At 47.3% G+C, this 20513-nt stretch carries 22 protein-coding genes; 1 reads left to right on the forward strand and 21 read right to left on the reverse strand.

Translation table 11 applies throughout. The features are described from left to right. Positions 1–19: 19 nt before the first annotated feature. The 21 genes from V8Q34_RS18860 to V8Q34_RS18960 form a co-directional block, all read right to left on the reverse strand. On the reverse strand, positions 20–652 hold the full coding sequence (locus V8Q34_RS18860; protein WP_335836103.1) for a pyridoxamine 5'-phosphate oxidase family protein: 633 nt from the start codon (positions 650–652) through the stop codon (positions 20–22). 262 nt (positions 653–914) lie between these two features. Continuing rightward, entirely contained in the window at positions 915–2789 is a 1875-nt protein-coding gene (locus tag V8Q34_RS18865; RefSeq protein ID WP_335836104.1) for an EAL domain-containing protein, read from the reverse strand. Beyond that, a complete protein-coding gene (locus V8Q34_RS18870; protein ID WP_033140763.1) occupies positions 2779–4221 on the reverse strand; it encodes a glycosyltransferase family 2 protein in 1443 nt (480 codons plus the stop codon). The genes V8Q34_RS18865 and V8Q34_RS18870 overlap by 11 nt, the downstream gene beginning before the upstream one ends. Then, entirely contained in the window at positions 4214–4912 is a 699-nt protein-coding gene (locus tag V8Q34_RS18875; protein WP_256139667.1) for a HEAT repeat domain-containing protein, read from the reverse strand. The genes V8Q34_RS18870 and V8Q34_RS18875 overlap by 8 nt, the downstream gene beginning before the upstream one ends. A 7-nt stretch (positions 4913–4919) precedes the next feature. Further along, a complete protein-coding gene (locus V8Q34_RS18880) occupies positions 4920–5357 on the reverse strand; it encodes a hypothetical protein (RefSeq protein WP_335836105.1) in 438 nt (145 codons plus the stop codon). 20 nt (positions 5358–5377) lie between these two features. Next, positions 5378–7534: a hypothetical protein gene (locus V8Q34_RS18885; protein WP_335836106.1), complete on the reverse strand. Its 2157-nt coding sequence runs from the start codon at positions 7532–7534 to the stop codon at positions 5378–5380. A 27-nt stretch (positions 7535–7561) separates the two neighbouring features. Then, complete coding sequence (locus V8Q34_RS18890) at positions 7562–9010, reverse strand: CotH kinase family protein (protein WP_227245009.1); 1449 nt, start codon at positions 9008–9010, stop codon at positions 7562–7564. 5 nt (positions 9011–9015) lie between these two features. Next, a complete protein-coding gene (locus tag V8Q34_RS18895; RefSeq protein ID WP_033140759.1) occupies positions 9016–9693 on the reverse strand; it encodes a DUF4956 domain-containing protein in 678 nt (225 codons plus the stop codon). 41 nt (positions 9694–9734) lie between these two features. Continuing rightward, positions 9735–10430: a polyphosphate polymerase domain-containing protein gene (locus V8Q34_RS18900; RefSeq protein WP_033140758.1), complete on the reverse strand. Its 696-nt coding sequence runs from the start codon at positions 10428–10430 to the stop codon at positions 9735–9737. Beyond that, entirely contained in the window at positions 10427–11335 is a 909-nt protein-coding gene (locus V8Q34_RS18905; protein WP_103732997.1) for a hypothetical protein, read from the reverse strand. Before V8Q34_RS18905 ends, V8Q34_RS18900 begins: the two co-directional genes overlap by 4 nt. Positions 11336–11509: 174 nt before the next feature. Next, positions 11510–12331 (reverse strand): MerR family transcriptional regulator, encoded by an 822-nt coding sequence (locus tag V8Q34_RS18910; protein ID WP_335836108.1) that lies wholly within the window; start codon positions 12329–12331, stop codon positions 11510–11512. 82 nt (positions 12332–12413) lie between these two features. Further along, complete coding sequence (locus V8Q34_RS18915) at positions 12414–12740, reverse strand: branched-chain amino acid transporter permease (protein WP_278247695.1); 327 nt, start codon at positions 12738–12740, stop codon at positions 12414–12416. Continuing rightward, positions 12737–13456: an azaleucine resistance protein AzlC gene (gene azlC / locus V8Q34_RS18920; RefSeq protein WP_033140754.1), complete on the reverse strand. Its 720-nt coding sequence runs from the start codon at positions 13454–13456 to the stop codon at positions 12737–12739. The genes V8Q34_RS18915 and azlC overlap by 4 nt, the downstream gene beginning before the upstream one ends. Positions 13457–13585: 129 nt before the next feature. Then, entirely contained in the window at positions 13586–14146 is a 561-nt protein-coding gene (locus V8Q34_RS18925) for a DUF3795 domain-containing protein (protein WP_103732630.1), read from the reverse strand. Positions 14147–14173: 27 nt separating this feature from the next. Continuing rightward, entirely contained in the window at positions 14174–14704 is a 531-nt protein-coding gene (locus tag V8Q34_RS18930) for a dihydrofolate reductase family protein (protein WP_033140752.1), read from the reverse strand. A 20-nt stretch (positions 14705–14724) separates the two neighbouring features. Then, complete coding sequence (locus tag V8Q34_RS18935) at positions 14725–15453, reverse strand: hypothetical protein (protein WP_335836111.1); 729 nt, start codon at positions 15451–15453, stop codon at positions 14725–14727. Further along, entirely contained in the window at positions 15440–16264 is an 825-nt protein-coding gene (locus V8Q34_RS18940) for an ATP-binding cassette domain-containing protein (RefSeq protein ID WP_227244995.1), read from the reverse strand. The genes V8Q34_RS18935 and V8Q34_RS18940 overlap by 14 nt, the downstream gene beginning before the upstream one ends. A gap of 9 nt (positions 16265–16273) precedes the next feature. After that, positions 16274–16942, reverse strand: coding sequence for a signal peptidase I (lepB, locus tag V8Q34_RS18945; protein WP_187370572.1), 669 nt, complete (start codon positions 16940–16942; stop codon positions 16274–16276). After that, positions 16932–17441 carry an RNA polymerase sigma factor gene (locus tag V8Q34_RS18950; protein ID WP_033140749.1) on the reverse strand — a complete coding sequence of 170 codons (510 nt, stop codon included), beginning with the start codon at positions 17439–17441 and terminating at the stop codon, positions 16932–16934. The genes lepB and V8Q34_RS18950 overlap by 11 nt, the downstream gene beginning before the upstream one ends. Positions 17442–17565: 124 nt before the next feature. After that, positions 17566–18057, reverse strand: a complete 492-nt coding sequence (locus tag V8Q34_RS18955; RefSeq protein ID WP_033140748.1) for a helix-turn-helix domain-containing protein — start codon at positions 18055–18057, stop codon at positions 17566–17568. Between the two features lie 109 nt (positions 18058–18166). Beyond that, complete coding sequence (locus tag V8Q34_RS18960; protein WP_033140747.1) at positions 18167–18613, reverse strand: MarR family winged helix-turn-helix transcriptional regulator; 447 nt, start codon at positions 18611–18613, stop codon at positions 18167–18169. 154 nt (positions 18614–18767) lie between these two features. Between V8Q34_RS18960 and V8Q34_RS18965 the strand changes: the two genes are divergently transcribed. After that, entirely contained in the window at positions 18768–20513 is a 1746-nt protein-coding gene (locus V8Q34_RS18965; protein ID WP_335836112.1) for an FUSC family protein, read from the forward strand.

Consider the following 20513-nt stretch of genomic DNA (forward strand, 5'->3'; position numbering starts at 1 on the left):
GCCCCAATAAACCTCCCTCCTATCTTCGATGTACTGCCTTGCAGGGACATACCTCCTGACAGTTTCCGCAGCGCAGGCAGTGCTCCTGCAGGATCACATATGGAACTGCAGACATATCAATACACTTCTGCGGGCACTTTTTAAGACATTCCCGGCAGCCGCTGCAGGTCTCGTCAATATAATAGTCTCCGCTGACAGGATGTCTTTCCTGTGCGCCGCCCAGGGAAAAAGTATGCCGCACCACGGGTTTTGCTGAGAGGTCAAAATATTCGCCCTCCCCCTCATACATGCGGAATACCTCCAGTGCAGTACGGCTTTCCTCCTCCGGATAAATCTCCGCCATATAAGGATTCGCTTCAAATACCTGGGCAAGTCTGCCGCTCCCTATATTCTCCACCTTACCTCTCACGGATACGGCTTTCCTCTCCAGTGAACCCTTCCCCTGTGTCATGCCGCTGACAGCCGCGTATTTTCTGTCCGTAAGCTGTCGGTAAAAGGCTTTTCCCTTTGCCGTAATAAAATAAAGACTGTCCTCATCAGTTAACATAATATCAATCACTCTCGTTGCAGGAAGCCCCTGTTCATCCACAGTCGCAAACACTGCGGAATGTATCTCTTCTCTCAATATCCTGAGGATTTCTGCTGTTTCCATACTGCTTTCCCCCTTCTGAATTTCCGGAAATGAAATGCTGTCTTCCCTTTTATTTTATTATAAAACAGGGCTCTCCCGCTCCACAAGAGCGCACTTGAAAGTGCTATAGATGCCTTTTTGATACTAAGTATCCAAACGCCCCTCACAGTCGTTTTCTTCCTACGCGAAGTACATATCCCGCCCGGAAGGCTTTTTTCCACATAAAAAGGGATATCCCCGAAGAGATATCCCCAATACTACAGAGTGTCCAGCCAGCCTGTGATCATTTCTCAAGCTCACCAAATACCTCCTGACTGACGGGATAATAATAGTGGAATCCGCTGACCATGGTACAGCCAAGGTCTCTCAGGAATCTTTCCTGCTCCTCATTTTCTACCCCTACGCTGAGCACTTCCAGATTCAGCTTCCTGCACAATTCCACCACGCTTTTCACTACCACTTTCCCCTCCGGCTTGTCGATCTCGCTGATCATTTCCTGCCTCAGTTTAATGCCGTTGATTCCGCAGTAGAGATAATGAAAGAATACACGGTCCAGTTCCAGACCCGCCAGATATACATCAAAGCCGAACTGCCTGAGCTGTTTGATTGTTTTCGCATAAATTTCCGACTGGCTCATCTCCACCATCTGATTTAGCTGGACAATGATCTGCTTCCTGTCAATATGATACTGTTCTGCTATGGCATACAAATGGTTTGCGAACTGTTCATCACCAATATTCTCAACGGTAAAATTAAACAGCAGCCTGAGAGAACGCCCCTTCTCTGCCTCCTGCTTCAGAAACTGGCAGCCCTGGCGGTAGATCTCCATGTTCATCTTACCCGTGAGCTGCTTGCGCTTCATGACATCCAGAAATTCATTTGGCCTTAAAAGCCCCCTGTTTGGGTTCTGCCACCGGACCAGTGCCTCGGCACCGCAGATTCTGCCGCTGTCCAGGCTTACCATGGGCTGCAGATACATGAGAAATTCTTCATGCATCAGTCCGTGGATTGCCTCATGTTCCATTGCATAACCGGATATGGTCTCTCTCTCCACATATTCGTCATAGAGGGCGTAATCCAAGACATGTATCTTGGCATATTCCATAGCCACTTCACTGAACTGGATCGTCTTCAGGGGATCTTCATCCACATTGGTCATTCTGTAGATACCTGTGTGCAGCTCCAGAAAATATTTCTTCTCTTTCTTTTTAAATTCCTCAACTATATTTTCCTGCATATCCCGGATCCGCTTCTTCAGCCCTTCGATTCCGGTATACTCCACAAAGAAAATATAATAATATTCATTAAAGCGGGCAAACGCCTCTTTTTCGTGCATGACCAGCTCTTCACAGGTATCACTGATAAGCCGCAGTGCATTCTCCGCCTCCTTGTATCCGTATATATGACTCACCACATCAATGCCGGCGTATAAAAAGAGCACCGCATAGTGATTCCTGTTCTCCTCAACGATACATTTGGAAAACTTTTGTTTCCAGGATGTCAGATTGTCCCTTCCGGTAACGTCATCCTTATATGCCATCTGCTCCATCTGACGCCTTTTTTGCCAAAAGTACACAGGAAAAAATACAAGTATGGCAATGGAAAACAGAATAAGGCCGAAAATGATCCTAAGATAAATGCCGGACTTTCCTTCCGGGTTATCCCCTTTGGCGGCATAGCCGGCATATGCCCCCTGTATTTTCGCTGTGTCAATATTCTGAAACGCTTTTTCCAGCTTCTCAATATCTGCCGTTTCCATACTCTTTGTATAGGCCAGACTTATGCTTTTCTCTTCTCTGTCCTCCTCATAGACGATCAAATCCCGGCCCTTTACAAGCCCTGCGTCTTTTATCTCCTCCTCTGTAAGGCCCAGCGTCCATACCGCATCTGCCTGTATATTCCCGGCCAAAGCCAGGCGCCTGTCCTGATCAGAGGGCTTGATATACTTTATGGTAATATCTGCGGCTTCCCCTGCCTCCCTCAGAAGGTCAGGCAGGACACCTCTGTAATCCTCTGCTGTCTCGTCGTAAAATTCAAAAGGCCAGGAATCCGGCATGCCGGCCACATACACCTCATTTCCGGCCCGGCACACTGAGGGTGTGAAAATAAACATGGCTGCTGTAATCACTGCCAGATAACGGATAATCTTATTTCGCATCTCCCATTTTCCCCTTTTCTTCAGATGTCTGATGAAGCTGTATCTTCTGTCTCTTGATCTGTCCCCAAACATTTTTCTTTTTCTTATATCCGAAAAATGCCGTCATTCTTGTAAACGCCTGGATAAACCGGAAAAATACGCTCTCCGCAATGCACAGATAGACAGCCTTCACCACATCCAGCACGGACAGTCTGATATTCTGCGTGTAAATCCTGGCAAAAAACGCCGTTATAGTCAAAACCGCTCCATAGAGCGCATAGATCAGGAAAAACATGATCATAAAAGGCACATTGATCAGATTCACCATATATGCCAGCACAATGGTCAAAAGCCCAAACAACTCGATAAACGGGGACAGCAGTTCATACAGAAGATAATACAGATATGAAATGTATCCCACCACTCCGAATTCCGGTGCCAGGAACATTCTTCTGTGTTTGTTCAGACACTGGAAGAGTCCTAAGAACCATCTTCTCCTCTGTTTCTTTAAATCCCCGATACTGGAAGGACACTGACTCCAGCAGATCGCGTCCGGTATGTATCGTATCCCATAGGGTATTTTATTGATACGGCAGAAGGCATGAAGTTTTACGACCAGCTCCATATCCTCTCCCATAGTGGAGGCATCGTAACCGCCCACGCTGGCGACCATATCTTTCTTAAAAAGTCCGAACGCCCCGGATATGATCAGGTTGCCGTTAAATTTATCCATAAGGATTCTGGATGCCATGAAAGAGCGGTCATACTCCAGTATCTGCATTCCCACAATGGGGTTCCAGGGCATGTGATAGTCCACAAGCTCGCCCTCACTCAGCACCGCACAGTTGGATATCCTCACCAGGCCGCCCACCGCCACAATGGTGTCATCCTCCAGCACCGGGCGGACAATATATTTCAGAGAATCCTTCTGCAGCACACTGTCCGCATCCATACAGATAAAATACGGGTATCTGGACGCATTGATACCCATATTCAGGGCATCCGCCTTACCGCCGTTTATCTTCTGGACCAAAGTGATATTGATCCCATTGACCACAGCCTCGTATACATTCTGTTCCTTTCTGCATTTGATCTGCCGGTTAATAGGCCGCATCACCTTTTTCAGATGAAAGGCATCCAGCAGTACCTGGGTAGTCGCGTCCTTTGATCCGTCATCCACGACAACGATCTCATACAGCCTGTAATCCATCATGAGCAGGGATTTCACCGTGTCAACCACTGTGACCTCCTCATTATAGGCGGGAACTACAATGGACACAGGAACGTAATAGTCATGGCTGATCTCATTGTGGTATCGTCTCTTTTTACTCTCCTTGTACAGGTCAAGAGAGCCGGCGATCACAGAAGCGATAAGAAATGTGGAATAGCCCAGCAGGTAGATGACAAACAGGGCACCCACCACTGTATAAAAACACTTAACAAACTCAAACATCTGTCTCCCTCAGCTCCATTTCCTGGCCTTTGATCTCTATTTTCTCTGTGACATAATTCAGGATCTCTCTGGCATAACGGTCACGTCCATTATACACATCGAATAAATCCTTCTTTGGTATTTTAAGACCCATGATCAGGGTCTCCGCGCTGTTCAGCCGCACATACCAGTTGACAGCCTTCAGCCCTTCTTTCAGACAATCCACTGTATCAGGACCGGGATAGGATTCCAGAGCCTGGGCCGCAACCGCGGCATATTCCCAGTCCAAATATTCATGGTACTGCAAAAAGCGCTGCAGCAGCGCACGGACCGGCTCATACGGATATTTTCTGAAATAACGGACTGCCTCCAGACGGATTTCCTTATCTACTGTCTCCTTGGAGAGAAGTTCCAGGAACTCTTTCCGGAAATCCTCACCCAGAAACCGGATGAACTGCATGACAGGAAGTACCAGCCGGGTATCAAACCTGCTCCTGTGCTCAAACAGCAGGCGGGCAAGTTCTCCCCTGTCACCTGTAAATTTAAGAAGGCCGTCAGACAGCAGCTTTTTGCTGTGGCAGATCTCATTATCCTCCATTTTCTCCCAGGCGGCCAGCACTGCCTCTTTGTTCCCGATCATATAAAGAGCCCTCAGCGCGTTCTCCCTGACGAAGACACCCTTGTGGACTACCATACGGATCATAAAATCCATCAGGCCGTCATAAGCCGTGACCTTTGTCTATGCCGAACTTCTCTACAAGACTGGCAAAATAAGCCTGCTCAATTTCATCCCTTTTCTCATATACAGGGACTAATTCCAGGAAAACCCGGCGCATTTGTTCCAGATACTTTTCCGTTCGCCCGGCCGGCATCTGTCTTCGTATCTCCTCCATGGATAATTCAAAGGCTCTTAATTTTTCCAGTTTTTTCAACCTCCGTATCAGACCCGTAAAATATTCCTCCCGGACATCAACGCCGGCTTCCATCTGCTGTATCTGTCCCGTAATCTCATCTACCATCTCCAGGCTTTGGTGCTCCAGACGCCGCCCCCTGTACTTGTCAATAAAAATGTAGAGTACATTAAACACAAGGACAGCAACACAGCTTGCCATATAGACATATAAAATCACTTCCGGTTTGATTGAAAGTATGTGCATTGTCTCCTCCTTCGTGTTTTTTATCTGTTCCAGATATCCTGTATCATATAATAGGACTGCTTCAGCCGTTCATGGTACGTGGGATCCTTCCCCCACCCCTTCAGCTCCTTCCGGTTCATTTTAATCCTGTTATCCTTCCCCGCCTCTGTTCCGATTCCGGCATATATCCCTTTCACGGACAGATTTTCGATTCCATAGTTCTCATAATAATCATCATGGACCTGCATCTGGGATGGATTGGAGAAATTCAGCAGATCCCATGGAAGCCGGATCTCAATATCATCCCCATCGGCAATAAAATCCGACACAGAATGGTAATCCCGGTCGTAGGGATTTCCGTTTCCATAGGTAAGTCTTCCCGTCTCAAACTTTTCTGACATCCTATCCTCCTCGTCCGCTGCATTCACATTGCCGATCTGAAGTGCCATATATATCTTGTCAAAAACAGGAGTATCCTTATCCGGCACTTCAAAATACGGGTTATCCTCCCCATATGCCTCACTGTACACCACCCGGAAGACATCATAGCGCTGCTGTACAAGAACACGGCTGTTCTCTTTTCCGTCCAATACAACCAGAAAATCAGCCTGCCGGTCAAATTTTACATCCTCGCCCTCCGCATAATAACTCCCTGACTTGGGCGTGATATCCAGCGGAATATAGATTTTCTCATTTTCAAAATCCAGATTCTCCTTGTGGATACGGAAATAGATGAACTTCTCATCGTATTTCATGGACAAGGTGTAATCTCCGTTTTCTGAGAGTATATCGTCCCCGCTCCACTCCTCTGTGTCTCCGTCCGTATAGCAGACGCTCTCCTCTTCCCCGGGGTCAAAGGACATCAGTCCGAAAAACTGTTCATTTGTCTGAAAATCACTCCAGTAGGCCGTCTTGGTCAGGTCTACATTTGCCATGGTATTCCAGGTTCTCTTGAACCACTCATCCTGCCAGGAGAAGATAATACTCCCCGCGCACCCCGCCTTTTTGATGTCCTCATAGCTGGACACCAGGGCATTTCCCTGCTCTTTCTCCGACATATATCCCTGGGAACGGGCTGTGTGAAAATCAAGCTGTGCCCTGCCTCTTGACGTGGGCACGCCAAACTCGGATATGACCACAGGCATGGTATGATGGCGGTTCAGCATTTCCAGATAGATTCCGTAGGTGTTATAGCTGCCGTCCTCCTGCAGATAGTCCTTCGCATAAGGTATCTCCTCTTTCCAGGAATCATAATGACTCAGATAGTCCGGATAATAGGAATACACATGGTAGGACGCAAACTGACCGGAAAGGAATTTATCTGTGGAGGCAATATGCTCCACATCCACCTGTGCACATTTCATAAACAACTGGTTGATCTCCTCCGGATAGTCCATGGGGTCCGTTGTAGGCCAGTTGGAAAATGCCACCAGGCGCTGTTCTTTATATTTTTTACTCTCATACATAATGATCTGGTCACCGGCCTCTGCCAGCATGGCTTCAAAGGGTGTGGCATCTTCGGTCGTATACATATACTCCCCCCGGTAGGAACTGTTCTCCCGGCGCATATGGTCCGTATACGCAACCGTCACATCCTCCCACTCTACACCCATGATATATCCCAGCACCCACCGGGAGATATCCTTTGTATAGGAACCGCTGGCGTTGGATGTGCTGTATCCCAGGTTCATTTTCTTCCTGCCGTGGATGATATCTACCAAAGTCCTGCAGTCCTCCTTAAAAGTTTTTAAAAAGGAATCATCAAAGGCATCCACGTGTGAATTCTGTATATAATCATTGACCCATACCCCGTGGATAATGTAAAGAGGCTCCGGGTTATCCCTGTTATATTCATACACAGCTTCATAAAAATCACTGGAAAGAATGGTATACACACGGATGGTATTTGCCCCCATATCCTGGATCATGCGGAACCATCTCAGATACGTTTCCTTGTCAATGGCATACTCCGTGGCAAAATGTCCCGGTATTCCGGCACCCAGATCTACCCCTTTTATCTCAAATGGCTCGGGCCCTTTCCCCTCATCCACCAGGATTTCTTTACCGCTGACCGTTGTAAAAGTATCCGGTTCTTTGTCCGGCCAAAAATCAATATAAAATCCCCACCGGTAATATGCCGTGTTCAAAAAGAGAACCAGAATTATCAGCGAAACAGCACCGATCAAAAATTTCTTCAAAGTATGTTTCCTCCGTTACAACGCATTCTAATCATTAAATTTTTTGTTGACAGACTCGTGGCTGTAGGAGTACAGGGCATCTATATGCTTATCCATCCAGCCCATACGGCTGACAAGGCGTTTTTCATACTGTTCCACTGCCTCATCATAAGAGCTGATCTGCCGCCCTTCCCCTTTCAGAAGGTCGTTCTGCGGTTCAAAGGTATATCCCCATACCTGGAAATTTCGGTCTATAGCACATCCCAGGTATTCCTGTACCTCTTCCATATATGCCTTTACATGGTCATCGCTGAGTATCCCTTTTCTGAGTTCTCTGTATCTGTCGATCACCTTTTCGGTAAACGCCTCATCCTTGGCAAGCATGAAAAACCATGTTCTGTTCTGCATAAAAAAACCTGCCATGGACTGCTGGTATTCCATGTAGTTATCACAACAATTGTTAAAATCCCAGACCGCTGTCTTCAGCTTACCCGATATATCCTTGTAAAAATAGGTGGAAAAAATACCGGCATCTGTATTCTGCGTCACCTCATTGATAATGAAATAATCCACAAAATTATCTACGTCTATAAAGTTCCGATAGCCATAGCGCCTGGATGTATAATCATACGAATACAGGGACTTCTCAAACTCTGAAAAATCCCGGCTGATATAATCCGTGATCTCCGGTGTCAGCTTTCTGGCACCCGGATATTTAACCTCCACCTTGCTCGTCATCCGCCTTGCGTACTCTGTGAAGTTATCCAGATAATCCACATCATTGACACTCTCCCTGTCCACACAGACAATATAGCTGGAGGCATTGGATTTCCCGTCATACTCAGTCACCTCTACTCTGCCTTCCCCTACACTGATCTGTTCTGCCATCACGTATACGCCCTGGTATTCATCGTTCAAGAACACCTCGCAAAAACGCACATCCGGTGCCCATTCCATGATCTGGCCCGAGAGGTTATACCACATATAATTCCGCATCAGGGTCTTATCCAGATAAGGGCCGTGCAGTACCCAGGTACTGTCCTTTTCCATTCCCATAACCTCATATCCCTTGTCCATGCCGTCCTCATCCGTGAATTTAAACAAATACCCGGCCTTATCAAACAGCCGGGAGGAATTTCCCCTGACACGGATCTGTATATCTGACTCCACCTGGGGCGTGTCCTGCAGAGTATTTAGCTCCCCTTTATTTTCCATGATCTTCATCTCTGCATGGATAAAGGTATTCTTCACCTGGCTTACTTTCTGGCCCTCCTCCGGTCTTCCCGGTATGGCCTGCCCGCCTGTCTCAATGCTGACCACCGGAAGGCGGGAGGAAAAGGAGGACGGTTCTATGGACAGATTGGTGTCCTCCACCTCTGTATTGTAAGACAGATGCTGCTGTACCCTCACATTCTCAGGTTCTATGAATTTCGCTATTCCCAGCACTGCAAGCAGTGACAGCAGAACTGCTCCCACGTATAACCATTTACTTTTCATTGTTGTTACCCGCTGATCTCATCATTCTGAGTTACAATATTGACATATTCGATAGATTCCAGTTCATACAGCATCTCCGCAATACTCTTCTCCTTTTTATTGGAGAGAAGATATATCTTTCTGGGCATCTCATATATAAGCTCAATGGATTCCCGGCTTGTGTTCTTGACTCTCAGCATGGCCTTTGCCTCAAAATAGTCAAATACAATGGCTTCCATCCTGCGCTCCATATTCCTCGCGCCCCGGATGATGAGAAGGATCCTGTTGTCGTTTTTCACTCTTCCCAGAACCAACAGGACCAGGAACACCACACCGCTGCCCACACAGGCCACCACATAATCGCCCACACCGCAGCAGATTCCCACAATGATGGTCCAGAAAATATAAGTAGTATCCCGGGAATCCTTGATCGCCGTCCTGAATCTCACAATGGACAGCGCACCTACCATACCGAGGGACAGGGCAATGTTGTTGCCTATAACCGTCATGACAGTGGCGGTTAAGACCGTAAGGGTTATGAGGGACACATTGAATTTTTTGGAATACACTCCGCCTGCATGGGTGAAATAATAGGACAGGTAAATAACGCCTCCGAGAATCACCGCTACGAGTATATTCAGAATGATCTGCTCTGTATTCAGAGAACCTGTCTCCTCAAACATAGAATAAAGATAATTTTTCATTTATGCTTTTTCCTCTCTTTCTGCAGCCCGGCTGCTGTATGTCAGAATAAAAAATGAAGGCTGGCGCTTCTGGAAAGACTGTATTTGCTCACGGAAAGTGGGCTTTTTCCCTCCAAGCTAACCATCTGTTTAATATAACTCAGCATAAAACCGCTGTATTTTACTTCCATCACCACCAGGTATTTATCCATCACAGGATTCTGGTTCAGATCTGCCGCAAAAATGCGGAAGTCACTTTCCGTGGCTTTGATATCAAAGTCAAAGGTGATGCGGGTCTTATTTTCACTTGCTATATAGGCTTTTCTCTGGTACTCCACAATGGATTTCGGACGGTACAGCATCATATTCATAAGCCCGTAGCATTCCTTTGCAAAGGGGTCCTCATACTTAAGCAGACACCCGTACCTGCCCCGGGACAGTTCTATGGCATCTTCTCTGGATACGCGCAGAGACCTCTTTTTCTGATTATCCCCCTGCTTCTGCTTCATTTCCAGCATAGCAAAATCAGAGGTGGGCGAATAGGTCCGCAGACGGATTTTTCTGCGGATCTCCAGCCCGTCTTCCTTCTCGTAAAAATCCCTTTCCTGCAGTGTATCAAAATACAGGCTTCGGACAGCATATCCGCTCACCCCGTTGTGGGGATCCGGATGCAGTACTTTCTCAAATGTGTTGTCCAGCCTTCTGAACTGATCATATGACATCAGATACTTCTTCTCCTGACGCAATACTTCTCTCATGTATTTTCCCCTTTCTCCTGGAATGTGTCCAACTCCAGCAGTTCCAGCACCGGTTTCAGATAGTGCCAGGAAAATCCCAGATTCTCATTTGGTATCTCCTCCCTGAGATGCTCCCAGCTCTCTTTAACTGCTTCTATCCCGTCTTCGTAATAGGTGTTCTTGGGTTCCAGATCATGGGTGCCGGGCCTCTGCATTTCCGTAATATGGATGATTCCCTTTCCGTATTTTTCCGCGATCTCTGCTTCGCCCCATATCTGGCCCGCCTCATCTGTTTTATCATAATTCATGACAGCTACAGCGTCACAGCCCGTCCGGATCAGCTTCTCCAGTGACTGTTCAAGACCCATGGAATCGTAAAAATTGGGGATGCAGAGGATCACAAGCAGATTCCGCTTCTCTGCCGCCTCATACGCTTTGGCGGCGTTCTGCACAAACTGCGCCATTACCGTGACCGGATCTGTGTCCCACCGCTCCAAAAGATAGGGTTCCACATCCCACACAATGCCGCAGAATTCTCCGTCCGCTTCCGCCTCTTCATTCCATCTGCCCACAGTATCAACAGCCGTAAGCATGGACTCCCCGCTTTTCTGAACTGCCCACTTTGAGTCCCCGGCCAGATAGTAGACATCCTGGCCTGCCTTTCTGCGGCGTCTCAGATAATCTTTTATCACATCCATATCCGTATCTGCCGGAACCTGCTGGTATATGGCCTCACAATCCAGCATTTCCATAGCCTTCTGCACCTCTTCCTCCGCACCCGGAAGCATGTATTCCTCTTCCCATGAAAAAATACTGGTTTTACAAACTTTTACTTCCACGTCTTTTCTGTCATTTTGGCAGCCTCCCACGCAGCAGATCAGAATACAGAGTGCCAAAAAAACCACGGCTTTTCTTCCACCTGCCATGATTACCTCCTGCTTCTTACTCTATTGGATTAAAATTAAATTTTATATAATTTCAAAACAATTTCATTATAACATAAGGAAATATGAATGCATATTAATTAATTATTAATATGGAATGCCATTGTATGGAAAGCAAAAGGAGCTTCCTCAAAAAGGAAGCTCCCGCATCACCTGTTACTGTTTCTTTTTTACCGGATAACAAACCTCCGTCACAAATTCCTCCGGATTCTCTGTATCCTTTGGTCCCACGTGGTAAATGTTAAATCCCACCCCGTTAAACTCATATCCGTTATCCGCGCACCACCTGGCCACAGCTTCGTTTACCCGGGTGATCTTTTCATACCGTCCCTGAAAAACCGCGCCTGCATACTGCACTGAGGGCATGGTCTTAAATTTTACATGTTCGGTATCCCGGTATGTGCCGATGACCGTCCGCTGTACCTCCACATCCACATCGCTCTCCTTATAATCCCCGTCATAAAAGACAGCCATGTCATAGCAGGGGCTGTCAAAGCGCAGCTCCATATCTGCCGTCTCATCCCTCATGATACGCCACAGTCTCCCCTCCTCCTCATAGGCAGGAATGATTTGACGCACACTGACTACATACCGTTTCGGCAGCGTCTTCAGACTTACATCATATCCCATAATGCTTCCATCCTTTCTCATCCATTTAATGGTACTGTCGATCAGATGTTTCCGCTGCCTCAGTATCTGCTCCTGTTCCGCGGTCTCCTGCCTCTTGATTTCCAGGAAATGCTTAAGCTCCTCCGTGTCTGCGTACTTTCCCATGATCTCCCGGATCACGGACAGGCCAAAGCCCATATTCTTCAGCACCTGAATACGCTCTGCGTCCAGAAGCTGGGATTCTTCATAGTACCGGTATCCGGTAAACGCATCCACCTTTCCCGGCTTTAACAGGCCTATTTCATCGTAATGCCGCAGCATGCGGATACTGATTCTCGACAGCTTTGAGAAATCTCCGATCTTTAACATAGTTTCCACCTTTCACATATGTGAATTTCTGAGCTCACTTACAGTATAGGGTGTAACAGTGTGGGAGAGTCAATACGTTTTCTCAAAAAACAGTCTGGACCAAAAGCATATAAAATACGGTGCCTCCCGCTATGGACAACAGCATCTGCCGTTTCCACAGATGCAGCGCGATCACCAGCAGGATTGCCAGAAGTTCCGGTATCCCATGGCTGCCTGTGAAAATGCTGACATTTTTCAGACAGTAAATGACCAGAAGCCCAAAGACGGAAGCGGGCAGTACTTTGCCAAGATACTGTATGTATTTCGGGGTAGGCTTTCCTGCCGGAAAGAGCAGAAAAGGCAGAAAACGTGTGAGTACGGTTCCAAGCACCACCATGGCTATGGTTATGATCTGCTGTGTAAGAGTCATTGGCAAACTTCCTCGCTTTCTTTCTCAATGGGTTTCCTAAGCAGCGTCAGCACGCCGATAATGGCCAGCATGGCAGGAATCATGAAATTCTCCGCCCCGAACGCCAGCAGGCACAGAAGAGACAGGCCAAGCCCCAGAAGGGAACTGACATGGTTCTTCTCCTTCAGCCACTGCTCCATAAAGATGACCACAAACATGGCCGTCATAACAAAATCAAGCCCTTCTGTATTGAATTTCAGAAGGGAACCGAAGATACCTCCTAAAGTGGCGCCGGAAAACCAGTAGAGATAATTCAGCAGCGTCACAAAGAACATAAACCAGCCCTCATCCACATCCTCCGGTATCTTTGCCGTATAGTTGATGGTAAAGCTCTCGTCACACATTCCGAAAATCAGAAATCCTTTTTTCCAGCCCGTGTTCCTGTATTTGTCCAGCATGGAAATGCCGTAAAATAAATGCCTTGCATTTATCATAAGAGTCATCACAAGAGCCTGAAGCGGGTTAAACGCCCCAAGCAGCATGTTGACCACCACAAATTCTATGGAGCCTGCAAATATTGTCAGACTCATGATCATAGGGTACCAAAAACTGAACCCCGATACATTCATATAAATACCATACGTCAGCCCCACAAACCAAAACCCTGCAAAAATAGGGATGGTATAGGGAAATGCCGCGCGGAATGCACGGAGAATTCTCTTTTTCTTTCCTTCCATTTTCTTTTCCTGCCTTCTTATCTCTTGTCTCTTTCTTCCACGTTGTCCGCCCCTTTCCGGCTAAACCCGCGTTCTGTGTTCCATTTTATCAAAATATGCGATAAATGAAAATAGAAAAAAGCCGGCTTTTCACTTCTTCTTTCCCGGCTTTTTCTTCAGTTTCAATTCTATCCCCTGTTTGGCGGCTGCTGCCTGGAAAAGTTTTGCCGCACAGGAAGCTCTCTCTTTTTCCGAAAGCTCATCCAGGCCTTCTATACCTGCAATTTCCTTCATCACATTTCTGATATCCTGCAGTTCCAGAAGATTCACTGCCACACAGTAAAAATTTTTCTTTCTTCCGTCATTATAATGCTCCAAAAGATATCTTAAAATCTCCGCTTTCTCTGCCTGCTCTTCCCCGTATGCCCTGCTTCCCGCCTCCTCTGCCTTCTGCATATCTCTTTTCATGTGGCGGTGTGTGATAAAACTGTCGTATTCGTCAATCCCGTCATATCTGCTGCAGGGGTATTCCCCGCACTGGTGACAGTATTCTACTTTGTCATGCTCCAGACTGCATCTGGCAATGGCACAGGACTGATTTCCTTCGCCGCCTCCGCAGCCGGGGCAGTACCCGCCAATCTGCATCGGACACAGCATACAGTTCAGCCCGCACAGGGAAAACATCCTGTCCTCCCTTTGAAATCCCTTCATCTTATATCCTCCTCTTTTGCCCTCTTCCTATCTCCTCTGGTATACCAGATCCGTCATGCCGTTATAACTCTCAGCGGAAATAAGACGAAGCTGCAGCTCCGGATTCTCCCCGTCAAACAGACGGATGCCTTTTCCCAAAATCACGGGAATCACTGTGATCCAGTAACAGTCAATTCGGTCCTTCCGAATCAACTGACCGGCTGTCTCTGCTCCTCCGCAGATCCAGATATCCTTTCCCGGCTGCTCCTTCAGGCGCTCCACAAGATCCTCGGGGGCTTCATCCGTGAAAGAGATTCCCGGCTTATCCGGAATCTCCTTATGGGTAAACACATAGGTATGCATCCCCTCATAGGCCCATTTGTCCGGTGAAAGCTCAGTAACGATCTGGTGATACGTTGTATATCCCATGAGCACCGTGTCCACGGTCCTGATAAATTCCGGGTAACTGCCCTCCTCCAGACCGTCCGGATGCTGCTCTGTCAGCCAGCCCACACCTCCGTCCGGCGCTGCGATGAACCCATCAAGACTTTCCGCAATATATAATACTGTTTTCCTCAAAGTGCTCTCCTTTCTGCCGCCTAAAATCCTTTTTTCTTCAGTCCCATGATTTTTACTGCTGTCCAAATCATACCAGATATGAGCAGAATAATAAATGCCGTACTGCATTTATTTACAGAAAAACAAGATTCCCCCGCGAACATTGCCGTCACATCCGATATGGGAGGAACCACCCATAAAAGAACAGCCAGCACCGGAACATTTTTCAGTATGGCTGCCTTTGTTACCGCTGTGACTGCCAGCAGGAAGGTAAATAGGATGGCTGTTTTCCTGTTCCTGTTCAATCCGGGATGTGAGATTTCTCCCAGCGCGCCTCCCAAAAAGGCACTTACGGACATAAGCGGGAAACCGTACAGCAGGTCAGCCGCCTTAAGCGGCCGTTCAAAAAGCTGCCCCCGGCTGCACAGATCCATGATCACAGGAAAGAGAACGGCTATGGCACTGCTTATCATTCCAATCAGAAACAGGAAACATGCATGGCTGCTATAATATTTCCAGGCACTCTGTACCCGCAGGATCAATATCTGTTCTGAAACCTCATGTTCCATGTCACAGGCCGTAACCCCGATCCACACCATGAGCAGGAATAAAAATACACAGGACACCATCAGACTGTCCACCACCCCCACAGGTCTGGAGGAATAGATACTGTACAGTAAGATCATAAGTACAGCAAAGGGCATGGCAAACCTGCTTGTACTGAAATACTGCTGCATCTGATATTTTACTAATCCGCTAAACCTGCGCATCACTCATCCCCCTCAGTTTCCATCCGTGCCGGATCATCTCCACTATCATCCGGCTGCTCTCATGCTCCGAAATCCTTGCTCTGCAGCCTTTTCCCGCTATCTGGATATACGGCCGGTATTCTTCCGGCCAGGAAGCATTTTCCTGTCTTTCAAACCACAGGATGTATTCTTTGGCGGAAAGCTCTGCAGTTATGTCAACCTTATTCACCTGCCCGTGTCCCACAGCCATTACCGTATCCGACAGACTTTCAACCAGATATTTTTCATGGCAGGACATGAGAAGCGTTACCTTTTCCGCTCTGAGGGCATTCATTTTCTGAATGAATACCATCTGGGAGTCCATATCCTGTCCCGACAGCGGCTCGTCCAACAGCAGCACCTGTGGTCTCCGCAGAAGAGCCTGTATTACACCAATCTTCTGCAAGGTACCCTTTGACAGATCTTTCATGGGGGTATGTACCATCTCTGTCAGGAAAAAATCAGCAAACAATTTTTCGCATCTGTCCGCCAGAACCTTCCCGGGTATCCCGTCTATCTCCCCCATTCTCTTCAGATACTGCCATGCCGTTAGATTCATCTTCGGAAAACGTTCCGGCACGTAGTGAAACAGCAGTTTTTCCCTGTAAACCACCTTCCCGCCGGAAGGTCTTACAAGCCCGGCGATAATTTTGAGCATGGTGCTTTTTCCGCTGCCGTTATGCCCCGTAAACGCAATGGACTGCCCTTCGTATATGGACAGGTCGACCTGATCCAGGATCTGTTTATGGTTATATACCTTTGAAATTTGATTCAATTTGATGATCTCTCTCATCTGCCCTCCTCAATGTGTGACCATCACTTTGCCGGCAATGTCACTTTTCCTGATTATATGATTTTTCCCGTCTGCCGCCTGCCGATTATCCTCCAGCACAAAATATTCATTTTCTCCAAGCTCTGTCAGCTCCATGGAACAGTCCCCGGGATACGTTCCGGATTCCTCATATAACCGGCCGTCTATGTACACGCTGCCCTGTTTTAACTCCACCTGCTCTCCCGGAAGCCCGATCACTCTGGTGATATAGAAAACTCCGTCTCTCTCGTATACAAGGATATCCCTGCGGCATGGTGCACCCGTTTTGTACGCCCATTTATTCATGATATAAGTCTCCCGGTCTCTGACTGTGGGCGCCATGCAGTCCCCTGAGACAATAGCTCTCTGAAACATGCTGGTTGTTACAATAAAAATACCCATACATAACAAAAGGACAAGACCTGCGGCCCCTAAGCGTCTGTGATGGATGCGCTTTGCAATCTTTCGGTACCGCATCCTCTCTTCAGTTTCCTCCTCCCGGTCGGGCTCCACTCCCTTCATCTCTTCATAATACGCCCTGCACGCCCCGCACTGCCTCAAATGTCCGCTGACCAGTTCCTCTGTCTCCCGGCTCAAAGCCCCGTCTTCATAGAGGGGCAGCAAATCCTTAACCGCCGGACAAAAACTTTTATCTGTCATCCCCATATTCCTCCATTCTACCGCGAATCATATTTTTCCCCCGGTGATAAATCACTTTCGCTGAATTTTCCTTTATCCCCATGATCTCAGCAATCTCGTGAAAGGACATATCAAAAAACAGGCGGTAAATCAGTACCTCCCTGTATTTTCCTTTCATTTCCATGATTTCCTGCACCGCACGGGTATACAGCTCCCTCTGTTCCGCTTTCTCCTCCATGCCCGGAAATCCACCACCCTTTAAAAGCTCAGATTCAATCCCCGAAAACTCCACTGTGACAGGATTCTTCTTATAATATCTGCGGCAGACATTTTTCGCAATTCCGCAGATCCAGGTGAGAATACCGGAATCTCCTTTGTATTTCGGAAGTGAAAGGTATACCTGAAAAAAGGTCTCCTGGGTCAGTTCATCTGCCAGGTCCGCATTGGAGTTGGTGAGTTTCAGCAAAAAGTGGTAGACATACCGGCTATATTTTTCGTACAGTTCCTGAAATTCCTGCATATTCCCACCCCCTCTTCTAATTTAGTACCTGTTTTTCCAAAATGGTTACAGAAAATCACAAAAAGCAGGTTTTGCCGATTCGGTTAGAACCGCAGAACCTGCCCGTAAAAATATTCCTTAATGATCACTGCCGCGAATCAGCCCCATGCCTGTTTCTGTGGCGCAGGCAGACCATGATCGCAGCGGCTGTGGCCACCGCCAGTATTATGAACGGCAGCGTAAATCCCGGAAAGATATTCCAGAGGAAATCATTCTCTAAAGAAATATTCCGAAGAAGTATCAAAAGTGCAAATGCCGTAAGATAAATCCCCACACAGCTCCAAATGCAGAACTGTTTCTCTTTCCTTTTCCTGCTCTCCATGGCAAGCTCCTGCTGCTGTTTTTCCAGCATCTCCGTTTTTATGGAAAGCTGATCCAGTTCTGAGGGTTTCAACAGGTAATCTGCGGACACCTGGAAGACTTCGCAAAGAGTCACAAGTTTCTCCAGTTCCGGCACAGACTGACCTGATTCCCATTTGGAAACAGACTGTCTGGAGACATTGAGCTTCTCTGCCAGTTCCTCCTGTGTAAAGCCTTTTGCCTTTCTGAGCTGCAGTATTTTTTCTGATATATCCATTTGTTGTTCCTCCTTTTTCTTTCCCCAAATATAACAGACACGGCGGTTGCGTGCCAGCAATCCCTGTGTATAATCCCGCATCCGGCGGTTGCATTTAGGGGAAATGCCGTTATTTCAGCTTAGGAAGTATCTCATTCAGAACCCGGGCGGCTTCATTCAGCCGCTGCAGCTCCTCTTCTGTAAGCTGCTCCTCCAGCATCTGTATAAAGACCCTGTTTTTCAGATAATACTCATCCAGATAAGCGGAGGCCTTCGGCGTAAGCTGAATCCGGACAGACCTTCTGTCCCTCTCATTGCTCACACGCTCCACGAACTGATATTCACTCAGCTTGTCGATCAGCTTGGTGACCTGCTGCTTGGGCACTTTCAGTTCCCGGGCCAGATTTGTCATGGTAATGGCACCGCACCTCTTCACGGTTTCCAGACAGTAATAGGTTTCCAGGCTCATCTCCCGGTTCAGTGTGTCCTTAAATGGTTTGATCAGCTTGGCATGCCAGTTAGGCATCACAAGCAGCAGATTTTGAACAAATTGTTCCGATATCTTTTCAGTCTTCATCCTTTTTCTCCCCGTTGACAAATATATGGAATCGTGCTATTCTAATAAATTAGTAAATAAAATATGACTATCATATTTGTATTATAATATATATTGATTTTGTAACAGCAGTTTTTACACGTTAAAAGAATCAGAAAAGGAGACGCAGACATATATGTCAAAAAGTAAACGGAACATAACGAATGTGATAAAAGATAACTTTCGTTTCAGCACACTGAGTTTTATCTTCATCATTTTCTATGTGAACATATTTCAAATTTTATTCGGCCCCGAAAACTCCATTGTGGGTGTCATCTTTACCATCATGATGTCAGCCTCCATGGTGCGTGACCTGACTGCCACACCCTTCCGGCATCTTTTCATTCAGGCGCTGGTACTTGTCTGGATGGCGGCTGCCGCATTCTGGGTCAGCACATTACCCGCTCCTCTGTCCTTTGTCATCAATTTTATCACATTATTGGTAATTTTGTATGCTTTTACATATGAATATTCAAATCATATATATTTTCCTTATATTTTATCTTATTTATTCCTTATATTTATTTCTCCGGTAAATGCACCGCAGCTTCCGAAAAGAATGCTGGGTATGGCAGCCGGCGCTGTGTCTATTATGCTGTATCAGTGGATCATGGGAAGAAAAAGAGTGGTGGAGACTGCAAAAGATGTGCTGACTGAAATGATCGATGACATCTCTCTACTCATTGCCAATCGGCTGGGCGAGACAGAGAAGGAACCGAATCCTGCGGATATTCGCAGCAAGCTCTGCCGTCTCGGCAGAACCGTATACGAGCGCAGGAAAAAAGTCATGTGTGTGTCCGACGCCAGCTTCTCCATGATCGCCGCGGGACGTGGACTGGAACACCTGCTGATGCTGGTCCATGAACTGCCGGAGAAACTGTCTGACCGGGAAACGGTGATTCTGCTGTACACCTCTGACCAGCTTAAATCCTTCCGCGCCTTTCTGCAGAGGGATACCGTAAAACTTCCGCTCCCCGTTTTCTCTGATTTTCCTGACAGCGGAGACAGTAAAATAGACCGTCTGTTCCGCAGCACCCTGCAGTATACACAGGACAGACTCCTGCACATGACTGACCCGCTGAACAAAACACATTACAGGAAAACCGCCCTCTCCTTTAAGGTGCGTCTGCAGGCAGCGCTTGATCTGAGCCCTGTAAGAGCCGTCTATGCCTTCCGTACCGCGCTTGTTTTGTCCTGCGCCACCCTGCTTGTACAGTATCTCGGCCTGCCTCACGGCAAATGGCTTCTGTTTACCCTGGCCTCTGTCTCCCTGCCCTACGCAGACGATGTTCCCGCCAAAATGAAAAAGCGTATACTCGCCACCATAACCGGCGGTATCTTATCTGTTGTGATCTATTCTCTGATCCCGTCCCCGGCCGGACGGACGGCTGCCATGATGCTCTCGGGATACCTGTCCTTTTATTTTACGGATTACAGAGAAACCTTCGCCTGCTCCACCATAGGTGCCCTGGGAGGCGCTGTCTTTATGGGCAGTTTCGGTTTTCAGGCTGTGAGCAGTATGTTCCTGACCCGGCTTGGCTACATTCTGGCAGGAGCAGCCGCGGCCTATATATTGAACTGCATTATCCTCCCTTACAGCCGCGCCAAAGCAACGAGGCAGTTATGGAAAAAATATAAATCCGTCACGGAACTTCTGGATAAAATATGCCGCTCCGAATCCATGGACTCCCAGCTCTATTACCATCTGGTCATCCAGGCCTATCTGCTGGAAGAAAAATTATCTCAAAACGCGGATTTGGAAAAGTGGAAAGAATTTCCCGGACTTCTGGCCATGTATCAGGAAAAGATACGAAAGGCTCACAGAAAACTGATCGCAGGGCGGACAAATGCCCCTGTATTTGAAGGCGGACACCTTAGTTAG

The organism is Blautia sp. JLR.GB0024, assembly GCF_037000545.1.
GTDB lineage: Bacteria > Bacillota > Clostridia > Lachnospirales > Lachnospiraceae > Blautia > Blautia celeris.